The 13,915-nt window shown below is 31.4% G+C and carries 14 protein-coding genes; 7 read left to right on the top strand and 7 right to left on the bottom strand.

From position 1 onward, the window contains the following. Window positions 1–6 precede the first annotated feature (6 nt). Window positions 7–345 (bottom strand): hypothetical protein, encoded by a 339-nt coding sequence (locus tag WBF61_RS03545; RefSeq protein ID WP_424253965.1) that lies wholly within the window; start codon window positions 343–345, stop codon window positions 7–9. A gap of 765 nt (window positions 346–1,110) precedes the next feature. Here WBF61_RS03545 and WBF61_RS03540 point away from each other — a divergent pair. The 3 genes from WBF61_RS03540 to WBF61_RS03530 all read left to right on the top strand — a co-directional run bounded on the left by WBF61_RS03540 (window position 1,111) and on the right by WBF61_RS03530 (window position 3,997). Continuing rightward, a complete protein-coding gene (locus tag WBF61_RS03540) occupies window positions 1,111–1,719 on the top strand; it encodes a hypothetical protein (RefSeq protein WP_424253964.1) in 609 nt (202 codons plus the stop codon). A 10-nt stretch (window positions 1,720–1,729) separates the two neighbouring features. After that, window positions 1,730–3,205: a flotillin family protein gene (locus tag WBF61_RS03535; RefSeq protein WP_424253962.1), complete on the top strand. Its 1,476-nt coding sequence runs from the start codon at window positions 1,730–1,732 to the stop codon at window positions 3,203–3,205. 222 nt (window positions 3,206–3,427) lie between these two features. Further along, window positions 3,428–3,997, top strand: a complete 570-nt coding sequence (locus tag WBF61_RS03530; RefSeq protein WP_424253960.1) for a class I SAM-dependent methyltransferase — start codon at window positions 3,428–3,430, stop codon at window positions 3,995–3,997. Between the two features lie 343 nt (window positions 3,998–4,340). Here WBF61_RS03530 and WBF61_RS03525 read toward each other — a convergent pair whose 3' ends face one another. After that, complete coding sequence (locus tag WBF61_RS03525; protein WP_424253958.1) at window positions 4,341–4,688, bottom strand: tRNA-binding protein; 348 nt, start codon at window positions 4,686–4,688, stop codon at window positions 4,341–4,343. 564 nt (window positions 4,689–5,252) lie between these two features. Between WBF61_RS03525 and WBF61_RS03520 the strand changes: the two genes are divergently transcribed. After that, window positions 5,253–5,648 (top strand): hypothetical protein, encoded by a 396-nt coding sequence (locus WBF61_RS03520; RefSeq protein WP_424253956.1) that lies wholly within the window; start codon window positions 5,253–5,255, stop codon window positions 5,646–5,648. 159 nt (window positions 5,649–5,807) lie between these two features. Here WBF61_RS03520 and WBF61_RS03515 read toward each other — a convergent pair whose 3' ends face one another. Further along, window positions 5,808–5,999 (bottom strand): hypothetical protein, encoded by a 192-nt coding sequence (locus WBF61_RS03515; protein WP_424253954.1) that lies wholly within the window; start codon window positions 5,997–5,999, stop codon window positions 5,808–5,810. Window positions 6,000–7,121: 1,122 nt separating this feature from the next. Here WBF61_RS03515 and WBF61_RS03510 point away from each other — a divergent pair. Beyond that, the gene (locus WBF61_RS03510; protein ID WP_424253952.1) at window positions 7,122–7,943 is read left to right on the top strand and encodes a peptidase MA family metallohydrolase; all 822 of its coding nucleotides are present in this window, start codon (window positions 7,122–7,124) and stop codon (window positions 7,941–7,943) included. A gap of 140 nt (window positions 7,944–8,083) precedes the next feature. Next, window positions 8,084–8,530 carry a GNAT family N-acetyltransferase gene (locus WBF61_RS03505; RefSeq protein WP_424253951.1) on the top strand — a complete coding sequence of 149 codons (447 nt, stop codon included), beginning with the start codon at window positions 8,084–8,086 and terminating at the stop codon, window positions 8,528–8,530. A 1,173-nt stretch (window positions 8,531–9,703) separates the two neighbouring features. Here WBF61_RS03505 and spxA read toward each other — a convergent pair. Both spxA and WBF61_RS03495 read right to left on the bottom strand, forming a co-directional pair. Continuing rightward, a complete protein-coding gene (gene spxA / locus WBF61_RS03500) occupies window positions 9,704–10,102 on the bottom strand; it encodes a transcriptional regulator SpxA (protein ID WP_424253949.1) in 399 nt (132 codons plus the stop codon). 294 nt (window positions 10,103–10,396) lie between these two features. Then, window positions 10,397–11,458, bottom strand: a complete 1,062-nt coding sequence (locus WBF61_RS03495; RefSeq protein WP_424253948.1) for a hypothetical protein — start codon at window positions 11,456–11,458, stop codon at window positions 10,397–10,399. Between the two features lie 176 nt (window positions 11,459–11,634). On the opposite strand from WBF61_RS03495, the gene WBF61_RS03490 reads away from it, so the two are divergent. Continuing rightward, on the top strand, window positions 11,635–12,426 hold the full coding sequence (locus WBF61_RS03490) for a YsnF/AvaK domain-containing protein (protein WP_424253946.1): 792 nt from the start codon (window positions 11,635–11,637) through the stop codon (window positions 12,424–12,426). A 39-nt stretch (window positions 12,427–12,465) separates the two neighbouring features. Here the strand turns inward: WBF61_RS03490 and WBF61_RS03485 are convergent, their stop codons facing one another. Beyond that, on the bottom strand, window positions 12,466–12,981 hold the full coding sequence (locus WBF61_RS03485; RefSeq protein WP_424253944.1) for a LapA family protein: 516 nt from the start codon (window positions 12,979–12,981) through the stop codon (window positions 12,466–12,468). Between the two features lie 264 nt (window positions 12,982–13,245). Further along, window positions 13,246–13,461: a hypothetical protein gene (locus WBF61_RS03480; protein WP_424253942.1), complete on the bottom strand. Its 216-nt coding sequence runs from the start codon at window positions 13,459–13,461 to the stop codon at window positions 13,246–13,248. Window positions 13,462–13,915: the final 454 nt, after the last annotated feature.

Raw genomic sequence — 13,915 nt, 5'->3', positions numbered from 1 at the left:
AGATTCTTAATAATCAAGTTGTCTTAAATAAAGTAAAATATTTTTATTCTCATCGAATTTAAAATTATATTGTCGGATTTTACTTTCCAATTGTTTGTCTATTTTAGCTTGTTCACTAAATAAATTTAGAATAATGTATATTAATTCAGAAAAAAGTGATACAGATCCTCCTGAACCTAATTCCAATCCAATCATTTCAGTATCTGATAATCTAGTTTTGACTAATTGCTTAACTTTTTCATTGTATTCACCTTTTATAAGAATGTTAAATTCTCTATTGCTTAAACTTTCTAATAACTCGTCTTCATTCGATACTTCGTGGTAAGCCATTGGATCTTTTTTCATATTATTTCCTCCTATACTATATTTAGTTATCTTTTCTTCTTATCTCCCTAATTGTAACCGAATCCATAGAGTAGTACAATAAGATAACAACGTTTATAATTTTTTGGTATTGTTTAATCTACTCAAAGTATTTTAGTCATAAAAGAAAATTTTTTTAAAAAAAGGAGAGAGATAGATTGAAAAAAATAGTGATGAAGCTACTTCTATTTACCTTGATATATTCCTTAATTATTGTCTTGTTTAATACTTATTTACCTGATTTAACTAATATTGGAAGGATAGTTTCTGGAATAATCGGCATTATTAGCATATTTCTAGCGGAGTCTGTTATGGGGAAAAATGCTAAAAAAAATAAATAGTAATCTGAACCATTTCATACTCGTTTATTTTGATTGTATTAAATGAAATCTAGGTACACCGTTTTATGTCTATAATACGATTAAATTAAGTTTATTCTTTTGTCTTTTATTATAAATGGCTATTCTATAGGTGTTTTAAGCACTAGCAACCAATAGTTGCGAGCATGTAAACCAATGCGTTCTTTTATTTTCTATCTTTTTTGCAGATAATAAAAGAAGTTCCATTGTATCTTTTTCCATTAAGAGGCATTAAGGTGAAAAAATTCTGCTCTAACGGTTAGTAGAACGATAGTTGTATCAATCATAAAAAAATTCAAATATAGAGCTCAAAAGTTAAAAGATACAGCTGCCAAAAGACAGTCATAATACTTTATATTAAAATAACTTGAAGGGAGGTGAAGATAAAGTGTTAGCCGTTGTATTAGAGAATCCGTTGTACTTACAGTATGCGTTCGCTGGGTGTATCGTCTTAGCTATTTTAACGCTGCCATTGAAAGATATTATCAGTGTAGGGTTTTATGATATTAGTGATTTCTTTGTTACCGGTATGATTACTTTTTTTATTACATACGGAATTCTACTAGCTAAACCTGACTTAATATCTAGTATGCTTTTTGTAGGGATCTTTTTTGTTAGTATGATTGCCATCATGTTAACGAATATCCTAGTTATCTTACCATTTAAGGGACGTGCTGAAAATTCCAGTATTACTTCTATTTATCAATTAGAAGGAAAAGAAGGGAAGATATCCATTCCGATTTTGCTTAATCAAACCGGCGAAGTCATTGTTTATACGGGATTCACACGAGTTAATAAAATGGCTAAAATTTACGAAAATGATGACGGAATAACAACTATTCCAATAAATGAAAATGTCTTAGTCATGGAGGTCAAGGACCGTGTGTTGTATGTGCTACCATACGATAATAGTATTAAGACAATTGCAAAGCCAGTAGCGACATGGAATGAAAATAAAAAGAAAAAAATTAAAAAAAATCGATTAAGAAGAAAGTAGGAATACAAACATGGATTCAACTTTATTTGGAACAGTTGGTGTTATCGCTATTGCCGTTATTTTGTTAGTATTATTGGTTAGTCGTTACCGTACGGCTTCACCAGCCGAAGCGTTAATTATTTCTGGAACAGCTTTAGGAAGTAAAAATGTCTTTATAGATCCTGAAACAAATAATAAAATGAAAATTGTTAGTGGAGGAGGGACATTCGTTTGGCCTATTATTCAAACCGTTAATAAATTATCACTTTTATCTTCTAAATTAGATGTTCGTACACCAGAAGTTTATACTAAAGAGGGAGTACCGGTTGCTGTTGACGGCACCGTTATTATCAAAATCGGTTCAACTTCTGAAGATGTTGCAACGGCTGCAGAGCAGTATCTAGGTAAAACAACAGAGCAATTAGAAGGAGAAGCTAAAGAGGTACTAGAAGGTCATTTGCGTTCTATTTTAGGTCGCATGACTGTTGAAGATATCTATAAAAATAGAGATGTATTTAATAGCAATGTACAAGAAGAAGCTGCAAGTGATTTAGCTAAAATGGGCCTAGTGATTGTATCGTTCACTGTAAAAGAAGTAACCGATAAAAATGGGTACTTAGAAGCCTTAGGACAAGGTCGTATTGCCGAAGTTAAGCGTGATGCGGACATTAAAACAGCTAATGCCGATAAAGAAACTCGTATTCAACGTGCTTTAGCTGATCAAAAATCTCAAGAAGCTGAACTACAACGTGAAACAGAAACAGCGAACGCTAAAAAAGAGAAAAGCCTATTGCTATCTACGTATGAAAGAGAACAAAATATTGCTAAGGCTGAAGCCGAGAGTGCTTATGACTTGAGACGTGCTGAATTAAAGAAACGTGTTGTTGTTGAAGAAGGTAATGCGTTAATTATTGAACGTGAAAAACAAATTGAATTACAAGAGAAAGAAACAGTCAAGAAAGAGCGTGAATATGACGCAACTGTTCGTAAGAAGGCCGAAGCTGAGCGGTATGCTGTTGAGCAAAGTGCGATTGCTAGTAAGAACAAATCAATTGCTGAATCTGAAGCTAGAGCGAAAGAAATCGAATTAAATGGTCAAGCAGAAGCCGAGAGTATTCGTTTAATTGGTCAAGCTAACGCTGAAAGTAAAACAGCATGGGCTAAAGCAATGGAGGGAATCGGAAGTTCAGCAATTACAACGTTGCTTATCGAAGCTTACCCTTCTATTATTAAAGCATCTGCAGAACCACTGGGAAATATTGACAAAATCACAGTTGTCGATAGCGGAGACGGAAACGGTGCGTCAGCTATCACTAAAACAGCAACAAATGTATTGACTTCGACTCAAGAAGCTCTTAAAGACGCAACAGGTTTAGACCTAATTGAGTTGATTCATTCAATAGCTGGAACAAAGAACATTGGTCGTCAAATTAATAATTTAAATGACACCCTCAGTCAGCCGACAACTCAACCTGATACAACCGTAACTGTAAAAGATTCAGAATAATTACCAGCACCAGTACACGACTAGGAGTCTTGTGGCGGTTCGATTCCGCCTCGTGTAATTTATGTAAGTTAAGAGATTATTAAAATCATCAACTTTTGAATAGCGCCTTTATAAATTTTAACACTTAATATAGAATAAGGTGATTTTATAATCAAAAAAACAGGCAACAGATTTATAAGTATGTTAGGCTAATTAGAGTTGATAATATAGGAGGCTGATTGAATGAAAAAAGTAGCATATGACGATTATTATAAAGAAGAAAATTATTTTGGGAATCCTTATCCTGGGCTTCTAGATTTTTTTGACAAGCATGAGCCTAAGGGAGTTGTCCTTGATTTAGGGTGTGGGCAAGGCAGAGATTCGTTAGCTATTGGAAAGTTAGGATACAAAGTAATAGGCGTCGATCATTCCGCTGTTGGAATAAGCCAACTTAATGAGGAAGCTAAAAAAAGGCAGATAGCTGTTGAAGGAATCGTGGATAATGTTTATGATTTTTCGATACCGCAAGATATTGATGTTGTATTATTAGATTCTATGTTACATTTTTACAAAAGTGATTTAGAAAAAGAAACCAAATTTGTAGAAAAAATACTGACTGAGATTAAAAAAGATGGTATTTTTGTTAATTGTATTTTAAAAGGAGATACTCGAGAAAGTATTTTGAAAAACATAATAAATGATTCCGCTTATGAATGGGAAATCGTAATGGACAGTTATACTGAATATAAAGAAGCTAACGCAGAATTTCATTTACTAGCTATAAAAAAAGGAAACAAAAAGACGATTTCTTAGAATACAACCACATTAATTCACCATATCGTCTTTATCTACTGGAGGAATGATCGATCCTTACTCAGTCTTAATTTTAGTAGTGATCAATGACTCTAACTATACTCTAAAGCACAAAAAACTCTCACTGACGTTCTTGTAGTCAGGAGAGTTTTTAATTAGAGACACATAACTAGCAATGAAATATATCACTAAACTCCAATAGTTCAAGCTAACCGCATTAATCTTGTTGGAGTATCTCCTAGTATTATCAGAAACTCCGGCTTATGTTTAATATTTTCGTTTACCTTCTAATCGATACTGGAAAACGAGTTTAAAAATTACTGGGTAGCATCAAGTAGATTAGTTAACCTGCTCTTGTTCCATCAGGTACTTTTCTTTCAGGTTGAGCTAAAACAGGAACAATACCATCTGTATAACCAATATCAAATAGCATTCCCTCGGAAATTTCTCCAAACATTTTCTTTGGGGCTAAATTAACGACAAAGAGTGCCTGTTTGCCTTCAACTTCAGTCGGATTTTCTCTCTCTGTTTTTATCCCAGCTAAAATCGTGCGTTTAAACTCTCCAAAATCAACAGTTAATTTAACCATTTTATTAGACTTCTCGATATCTTTTACTGATAAAATAGTACCTACTCTAATATCAATTTTATCAAGCTCTTCTAATTCGATGTTTTCTTTAATTCTACTCATTCTATTTCACCTACTCCTTTTACTTATATTGATAATTTGGAAAATAATATGTTTATTTTTTGCGTATAGCAATTAGCTGGAAAAGTCTGGATGATTTCTAAATAATAGTGTACATATTATTGAATGAATCGGGTTTTGGCTAAATAATGTTATCTTCTTATAATCGAGATTGATAACGCTTTCTATTTTTGGTATTGTTAATTTGCTGTAATCTAATTTATTTCCTAAGGACTCTTTAGAGATGGTTAAAAAAATATTTTTTTATCTGCTGCTCTTAGCAATCATTTTTCTATACATACGCATTATGATGCGATTTTTATCATACCAGAAAAACTAACAGAGGCAGATATTGAAAAGCATAGTGAAGTATCCGATGTATCGCCTAAATCTTATGCAGCTGGATATCTGAACGATAAAGAAAACAATTTAGACCAGCAATGGAGATTTACTAAAGAAAAACAAGATAAGGAAACAATAACTGGGAATGAAATTAAAAAGATATATAGTGAGATTTTTAGTACAATTCATTCTCTAAAATAAAATATGAAATACTGGGGGATATAAATGTTTACATGTAAAAAGATACTTATTCCATTCGCCTTAGTTCTATCTATCCTGTTATTAGTCGCTTGTAATCAAACGATTGAAAAAGAAGAAGATGATTATTATTTTTATGCATTAAGTTATATTGAAGGGGGAAAAGGTGCTGCAGATGAGATTAATTTCTATATGATCCAACCTTTTGAAAAAACTGTTCTAGCAGCTGTGCTAGGAGTGAACGATTCGGATGCTATGTATGACTTAGAAAAATATGAAGACAAGGAAGATAAATTAACTTTCAGATTCAATGGTATAACCGAAACATTAGAAAAGAAATCTGATTCACTTTGGCAATCTTTAGAAACAGGCATAAAGTATGATGTAAAAAGAATCATTGAAAAACCAGAAAATGAGAATTAGTGTGTTTTTTGTTGTATTTATAATTATCCCTACTTAATTTATAAAGCATAAATTTAAAGTGGATCCATCCACTAACCACAGACTTTCTTTTTTAGATGATGACGTAGAAAATGAGAGAATAAAAGTCCTGCTATTAGTTGTAACTTTATTTAAAAGTGCTTACTTTTTATCTTTCTTAAACGGAAGCTTTCCTGGAGTATATTCTCCTATAGCTAAACCAGTGGTAAAAATGACTGTCAGTAAAAATGTGTATCGTATGTTAATACTTTCTTGAGTGATATACTGTGTGAAGATGCTAGCAATTAAAAACAAGGTTACTAATAGGACGATTTTTCTAATTTTATAGTTCATTGCACGCCTCCTTTTTTTATAGTATAACTAGTCATAATAAGTAGTTGGGAAATAATCTTAATCAAATCAGCTTTAGAATCGACGAATGTACTTTAGTTACAATCTATGTGAAAAGTAGTTTTTTTAATTTTCTCCTTTTTGATTCCTTTTTTTCCTAGCTCGATACTCAATAAATCCACTAGCTGCTATGATAATGACTAACCCTAGACCAACATGAGCAAGTTCCGAGATTATTTTTTTCACCTGTAAGGACTCTTAAAAATAAAACTGCCGATTAAAAAGTTACGAATTTCTTTTTTTGCTTTCAAAAAAACATCTCCTTTTTTAACATGAATGTAAGCCTTCTCTTTACCATTCAAACTCTTTTATTAAAGAAAGTCAATTACTTCCACTACTCTATTCCGTTTGAGTATGGTATTCATCGGTTATTCTTCTTACTATTCGTTTGGTTCTCTGGATTGACTAGATTATTCAGGTTGTTTAGTATCCACTCTACCATTTTTCATTCTATTTTATTCTGATTTATTGCTTCCCGGTATCAAATGATAGATAATTGAGATAGATTTAAAGACACACAATACGTCTATATTTAATTATCATACGATTGGATAGATAAGTTTTTCTCGAAAATAATTAATCGGAGGTTTCTATGACTAAAAACACAAAGATTAACTTAGTTAGGAATACGGTGACTTTTATTGGACTGACTAGTATAAGTTTTTTTTGTAATTCATTTTTAAATTTTAAAAATGAAAATGAGAGGTTTATTCTCTTTCTCATTTTGCTTATAACAAGTTTTCTGATTTCTTATTCAGTAGATGTCATATTAAGAAAAAAAAGTATACACTATACATATAATTCTGATAACTCAATAATGGTCTATTTTACGTTTATCCTACTTTCAAGAGTAGTTCCTCAATTTTATCCTAGTTCTCTAGTAGAGGTCATTCTCTTTTTAACAGGTATCTTTATAGTTATCACCATTAAAAACTTTTATTTTGATAAGAAATTGAGTTCTCCTTAAATGAGTTAGATTTAGTTTTCAGATAATTAAGAATAGGGCTAATAAAGCAGCTAGTACTAAAGAATCTTAAATGAAAATGTTGTTTTGGAGTGGTTATTTTGAAAAAAAAGATTAGTATTATTTTAGCAGTGTTAGTAATTATTCTGCTAGTAGGAATAAAATTTAATAGAGAGACTCTCATAGCTTTTCTATCTAAGCAGGTATATATTATCGAGAAAGAAAAAGAAATCAGTACGCTAAATACTGAAATACATAGGCACTTAACTATTTTTTATTCTGATGAGGACAAAAAATTAGTTCCCTTAACAAAAAAAGCATTAGACTTAGCAATCCAGGCGAATTATAATTTATTTAAGACCGATTATAAGAGTCCTTATGATATTATTATTTTCGAAAGCAAAAAAGATATTGAATCATTCTCTGGTTTAGAGCACGCGATAGGTTTTAATCATCCTGAAATTCAGACAATGGGCGTTTTACCTGAAGACAAAGAATCTTTATTGATAAAAGGTTCTCCAAGTATTTGGAATTATCAGCGAAACGTGTTACACGAATACACTCATTACGTTTTTTCTGAAAAACTAACTGACTTAAAATTAAAGGAAAAAGATATTCCAGTATGGTTTAAAGAAGGAGTGTCTGAATATATTGAATTTAACGAAGTGACTAGAACAAATAGAGACTATCCTATCGTTCCATTGTTAGATTTAGTTACAACTGACCAATGGCAGACCTATCGTATTAATCAGGAGTACGATGTCTATCTGCAATCGTATCTGGCTATCCATTTTCTGATAACGGAATATGGTAGCGACGTTATTAATATGATATTAGTAGAAACAATGAAAGAAAATAATTTTGAAAAAGGGCTATTCAATGTTACTAATCTGTCCTTGAAGGAGTTAGAAAGTAATCTGTAATTAAAAGGTTGGTTATAGAGTGAGGTAATCTCAACAAAGAAAAAATTAGGGATATAGATTTAGTAGTAAGTAAATAGAGGCACATTAAAAAGTAGTGCATTTTTTAATGCAAGTCAACAAAAGGAGAGTTAACGAATAAGATGAATGATATTTATGTAACAGCTATTAATGATACGAATGAGTATCTGGTTAAAAGTATAAAACTCAAACCAGGACAAGAAAAATTTATTGAAACAATAGAAGAATGTTTAGAAGAAGCTAAGTTAGACTCACAATGGCGTCCAGTAATGATACAGAGTAAAGAAAATATTGTTGGTTTTGCTATGTATGGTTCTTTCGGCCCAAATAAAGAGACATGGATTGATAGAATAATAATAGATAGAGATTTTCAGGGTAAAGGTTTAGGAAAAAAAACCATGCTAAAGCTGATTGATATCATTACAAAAGAGTATGATGTAAAAGAGATTTACTTAAGTATTATTGAAGGCAATGAAATAGCCTATAATTTATACACAACTATCGGGTTTGTATATACGAATGAAAAAGATCCTAATGGAGAACGGATATTTAAATATACGATTAAATAAACGGATGTTGAGGAATAAAAAGAATATAGAATATGTTGAGAGATATTTTGTTCTTATTTATTTATTAGAATTCTGTTTATGGTCAGTTCTAATAAGGTATCAATTTATCTTATTTTCATTGAAAATTCGATATATCAAGAAATTCTCTTAACCAAAACAGTGGAGTAGTAAGATATCAAATAAGAAAAATATCTAGCCTTTTAAACAAAGTAAACTTAGGAATGTTTACGAATGACCTACACTCATATTGCTATTGAAGAAATTATAATGATAGAAGTTCATTTCCATCAAAAGAATCTTGTTTCAAAAAACTGTCATATTTATTGGTCATTCACGTCAGACAATTCATAACATCGCTACTTTCTCAAGGAAAGATTGATTGCTTATTCAATGCGCATCCTATATAAACAGTTCAAACAAATCTTCTAATGAAAGAAAAACGAGAAAATAAACCTTTTAAAAAGAATATCTCTGAAAACAAAAGGTTTATCCTAATTTCAAAGATGAGTTTGTCCATTTAGAAGGAGATATAATTGTTGATGTTCGTTATAAAAGTGCTTTTGTTATACTACTTGAATATATTTCAAAAAGTATTGTTAGTCTGAATCCCAAAGGGCGCAAAGAAAAAAATGTCGAAACAGCGGGATATCAGTGGTCACAGTCATTCCTGAAAATTAAAATCGAATATTTTTGATTGCGAAAAAGAATTCTCTAAATGTAAATCTCTATGCAATCAAAATGATGTTTCTATCTATATTTCTGAACTGGGGCGTTGTCATAATAATATTTAAATGATAATTATAATAGTCTATTTTGAAAAGAAGAGGAAAAGAAGAATTACCAAAAGAACTGGATTTAAATGAAATTAATCGGAATTTCATATTGTTTATTGAAAACAAGCGGAATAACATTCCAGAAAAGTCAGTAAATTGCCCGACATCGTTAGAATTATTTATGAGTTACGTGGATGAAGCTATTTGTCTAGCTTAATTTGACAAATCAGAATAATAAAAAAGAATGTCATTTAGGGCCAAATTAGAAATAAAAGAAGGAAAAATTGAATTTTTATTAAAAATAAAAAATAAATAGCACTAGCTTCAGTAGAAAGACTGGAGTTAGTGCTATTTTATTACCATCAGATTTTATTTAAGCAACGTTACCTTAGTTCAAATTTTAATAACCAACAACCTTATGAGCTCGTGCTAGTTCAATGGCACGGACTTTTCTTGGTAAGAAACAGCGAATATCATCTTCGTTATATCCAATTTGCAATCTTTTTTCATCTATTATGATAGGTCGACGTATCAAGCCTGGGTTCTCTTGAATTAAAACGATTAAATCTTTGAGTGGTAAATCATCTAGATTAGCACCTAATTCTTGGTAAGCTTTAGATCTTTTAGAGATGATTTCGTCCGTACCGTCTTCTGTCATTCTCAAAATTGATTTTATTTCAGAAGCCTCCAAAGAATCTGAAAATATATTTCGTTCGTTATAAGTAATGTTATTTTCTTCAAGCCAGGTTCGTGCTTTACGACAAGAAGTACAACTAGGTGCTATATATAGTGTAACCATAATTTACATCTCCTCTTTTAGCTTAGATTGATTTAGTTAATTAAAACATAAAATTTAGTATTAATTATCTGTTCATAAAATTAATAATATACTAGTTTTAAAAAAAAAGCCATACTTTTGTCACATTTCTGTCACTTTTATTAAAAATATCACTTTATTTTAAGAATAGTACGCTATTTACGCCAATTTTTTGTTTCTTTACTGATTAAGTATTTAATAAAAAGACTAAAAATGAGTAAGTAAGAAAAACCCTACTCTACTATTAAGTAGGGTAGGGTTGAAACTAAATTAAATCTACATTCTTTCTTCATTACGATTGGATACAAAATTTGAACCCAATAGACCAGCAACAGAAGTTAAAATCATTCCCAACAGTAAAGCTACAAATCCCCACATAGAAGCTTTCGCTGTTGCATCAGCGGCTTCATCTGCTTTGATTCGAGCTTCTTCTATTTGCTTGTCTAATTCTTGTTGAGCTTTTTCAATTTGATTGGATGCTTCATCAAGTCTTTCTTGCGCTTGCGTAGAGGCTTCTTGAAGACCATTATAAATATTATCGGTTGCTTCATCTGCTTCTGCTTGAGTTAGATCAGTATTTTCGCTAACTGCGTTAGCAATAGCTTCTTTGTCAGCAGCGTTTGTAAGGGTTTCTGCTCGCTTTTGTAAAGAATCAGTTGTTTTTTTAATAATCTGATCTGCATTGTCAGGGTTAAGGGCAATTTCTTTTCCAGCATCCGCAATGTCAGAAGCGGCTTCTTTTAATTGATTATTAATATAATTAGGTTGAAGTTCAGGAACGTCGGTATCCTTTAATATTTCTTCTACTTGTCCCTCTAACTCCTTAGAATCAACTTCGCCAACATCTCCAATAACTTGATCAAAACTTTTAGAAATAAGATCTCCTGCTCCAGAAGCAACAGTTTCCACACTTTTACCGGCTACAGAAAAAATGCTTCCTAAAGCTGTCCCGGCTACTGAAAAGATTCCGGATGTTACATAAGATAACATGAGTACAAAAATAATGACGCTTGTAGCCCAAGTTAAGAAACCGTGAATTATGCCCATACGACGAGAAGTAACACCTGCAATAAAGCCTGCAGCGCATAAAGAAAGAACAAAAGCGACAACTGTCCAAATGAGTAGGCCGGTTCCTACGCCATCTAACGGATTATTAGACGTTGCTTCTACTTGTCCAAACCCGATGGCAGATCCAACAAGCGAGAAAGTAATAAGGAGAGATAGAAATGTAACGACACCCGCAATAACCGAGGCCCAAGAAATATTAAATCCGGCCTCGGCGGTACCTTGATTAATAATATCCCATTTAGGACGACGAGTATTTTTTTCTTCTTTCATATCTTATCAGTCCTTTCTATTTATTACTTCCTATTTTAAAGCGTTCTCCCAATGGGTTCAACTATTAACCTCTTTGAAAAATGCTAAAAATAGAGAAAAAGGTTATTAGTTGAGAAAGCGATATCATAAAAGTATAATAGAAGTAATAAAAGAGTATAAATATAGGAGGAGTTAGAATGAACTTTGTCGAAGGAAGTTATGCAACTTCACAAGAAGCTTTTTTAGCAGTTGAACGTCTACAAGCAGAAGGTTATAGTAGAAAGGCTATCCGTCTCGTTTCTAATACTACGACTAGAAATAATTTCATGGATCAATCAGATATAAACATTACTACAGAAGATGGCTATACTCAGACAACCGATCATGGAACAGATGACAATCGCTCGATGTGGGAAAAAATTAAAGAGGCGTTTTCTACAGAAGATTACGAAGAAAATGACCCTATTCGTTCAGAAAATGATGTGTTGTACAATTATCAAGACGATATAGCTAATGGAAATATTGTAGTAGTAGTTGATGGAGAACCAGATACGGAATCTATAGTTACGAATGCGGATGTAAACATCAAAAATACAGTAAACGATGATGAAAAAACGATTAAATTACAAGAAGAGCAATTAGGTGTAGATACAGAAAAAGTTCAGACTGGAGAAGTGAATGTTTCTAAACGAGTAATTGAAGAAACTAAAACCATCGAAGTTCCTGTTGAGCATGAAGAAATTGTTGTTAAAAGACACAAAGTAACCGATGGAACGCATTCTGATGGAGATATGGCAGATGAAGAAATCGTTATTCCTGTTTCTGAAGAGCAGATTCACGTGACTAAAAAACCTGTTGTCACGGAAGAAGTAACGATTGGAAAAGAAAAAGTTCAAGAAACGAAAAAGGTTAGTGAGACAGTGAGAAAAGAAGATTTAGACGTTGACGCGGATGGCGATGTAGACATACGCGATGACAACAACTTATAACGAGTTATTTCCTTATATTCTAAAAAAAAGAAAAAGCCGTTATTGGCTTTTTCTTTTTTTAGTGATTCTTATTTTATCAGACATTTTTTCTTCAGGTGGCTCTACTTGGTATTCTTCAACATGGAGGTCATTATCTAAATTTTCCTGAGCGCTAGTATCAACAGGTACTTCTTGAATAACAGTCTCTGAGGCGGGCATTGTTTCTTTATTTTTAACCAAAGAAAGCTCAGTATTCAATCGTTGAATTTCTGCTTCTTTTTTTTGCATTTCTAATTGAGCTTCTGATTCTTGCCTTACTCTATCTACAGCTTCTTTTCTTTCTATTTCTGAGCGGTCGAGCTCATTATCTTTGTTTCTAACCACTTGTCTATTACGAGCACCCTTCGCACTTGCGAATAAAGCAGCTATTGCCATTCCAATTAAGAGGGTACTGACAAGAGCAATCCATAACGGAATGGTAAACGTAACAAAATAAAGACTGAATAGAATCATTTCTGTATTTAAAAACGCGACTAAACCAACTAAAATCAATAATAATAATGCGAATACAATCATTTCATATTCCCTCCTTTTAAAGACCTGAATTAAGAAACAATTTATAATATAAGTATATTCTTTAAAGGTGTGAACTCATAATGAAAGGGCTTGTGATTATTATTATTTGTAAAATTTAAAAAGATGTTTTATATGAGCGATACTTTTAGCTTGAGACAATTCATAGATAAAAAAAAGATAAACAGAGAATAAATTATAAAACCTATTGTCCATATCGGTAATTAAACTTGAAATATTCTTATACCTTTTAAGCAATATTATTTATTATAGTTTATTTAATTTGTTTTCTAAACAAGAGATAAGTAGAACAGCTTCTTTCTTACTTTCACTACAGTTCATCTGTTTATATTCATTTGTAAAAATATAATCTATATCTTTCAATATATTCTTAAGCAAATTTTTCTTTTGAGGTTTGGGTATTCTTTCTGAATCGGCAATAGCTGAAAAATTAGCTGAGTATTCTTTAAAAACGTCCGTCATCTATAAACACTCTTTTCTAGATAATATTAAGCTCTCTATGTAGTATAACAGGAATATTTTTAATAGTCGTTACTTTTACAAAGCGAGTACATTAAATTTTTAGAACGCTAATCAAATAAGTTTATATCTGGATGATTTCATCTTACTTACATCTATCAACAATCTATTAATCTGATAATGTTGTAGTGATATAATTTAATGTTTTCTATTTTTACACAGATTTAGAACTTTTGTTTAGACTACTTCATTAAAAAAATCATTTTCTTTGCTAATGTTTACTTATTTTTATATTATAGTATCAATAAATTAGTAGAAAAATAAGTTTTATACAATAAGGAGACTACGAACTATGTTTCAAAAAACTGAAATAACTATTGTATCAGCTGCAAATGAAGAATTTGTACCGCATCTAGCTACATTATTTTTATCTCTTTTACAAAAAAAAAAATCTGAA

The sequence above is a fragment of the Carnobacterium sp. genome (assembly GCF_049673005.1).
Classification (GTDB): Bacteria; Bacillota; Bacilli; order Lactobacillales; family Carnobacteriaceae; genus Carnobacterium_A.
Note: the sequence above shows the minus strand (reverse complement) of the source record. Positions and strands in the feature narration are given on the sequence as shown.

Excerpts from the sequence above, each read along its gene's own strand:
- WBF61_RS03480 (WP_424253942.1), bottom strand. The coding sequence starts at position 13,461 with ATGACGGACGTTTTTAAAGAATACTCAGCTAATTTTTCAGCTATTGCC.
- WBF61_RS03535 (WP_424253962.1), top strand. The coding sequence starts at position 1,730 with ATGGATTCAACTTTATTTGGAACAGTTGGTGTTATCGCTATTGCCGTT.
- WBF61_RS03490 (WP_424253946.1), top strand. The coding sequence starts at position 11,635 with ATGAACTTTGTCGAAGGAAGTTATGCAACTTCACAAGAAGCTTTTTTA.
- WBF61_RS03515 (WP_424253954.1), bottom strand. The coding sequence starts at position 5,999 with ATGAACTATAAAATTAGAAAAATCGTCCTATTAGTAACCTTGTTTTTA.
- WBF61_RS03520 (WP_424253956.1), top strand. The coding sequence starts at position 5,253 with ATGTTTACATGTAAAAAGATACTTATTCCATTCGCCTTAGTTCTATCT.
- spxA (WP_424253949.1), bottom strand. The coding sequence starts at position 10,102 with ATGGTTACACTATATATAGCACCTAGTTGTACTTCTTGTCGTAAAGCA.
- WBF61_RS03505 (WP_424253951.1), top strand. The coding sequence starts at position 8,084 with ATGAATGATATTTATGTAACAGCTATTAATGATACGAATGAGTATCTG.
- WBF61_RS03530 (WP_424253960.1), top strand. The coding sequence starts at position 3,428 with ATGAAAAAAGTAGCATATGACGATTATTATAAAGAAGAAAATTATTTT.
- WBF61_RS03545 (WP_424253965.1), bottom strand. The coding sequence starts at position 345 with ATGAAAAAAGATCCAATGGCTTACCACGAAGTATCGAATGAAGACGAG.
- WBF61_RS03525 (WP_424253958.1), bottom strand. The coding sequence starts at position 4,688 with ATGAGTAGAATTAAAGAAAACATCGAATTAGAAGAGCTTGATAAAATT.
- WBF61_RS03495 (WP_424253948.1), bottom strand. The coding sequence starts at position 11,458 with ATGAAAGAAGAAAAAAATACTCGTCGTCCTAAATGGGATATTATTAAT.
- WBF61_RS03485 (WP_424253944.1), bottom strand. The coding sequence starts at position 12,981 with ATGATTGTATTCGCATTATTATTATTGATTTTAGTTGGTTTAGTCGCG.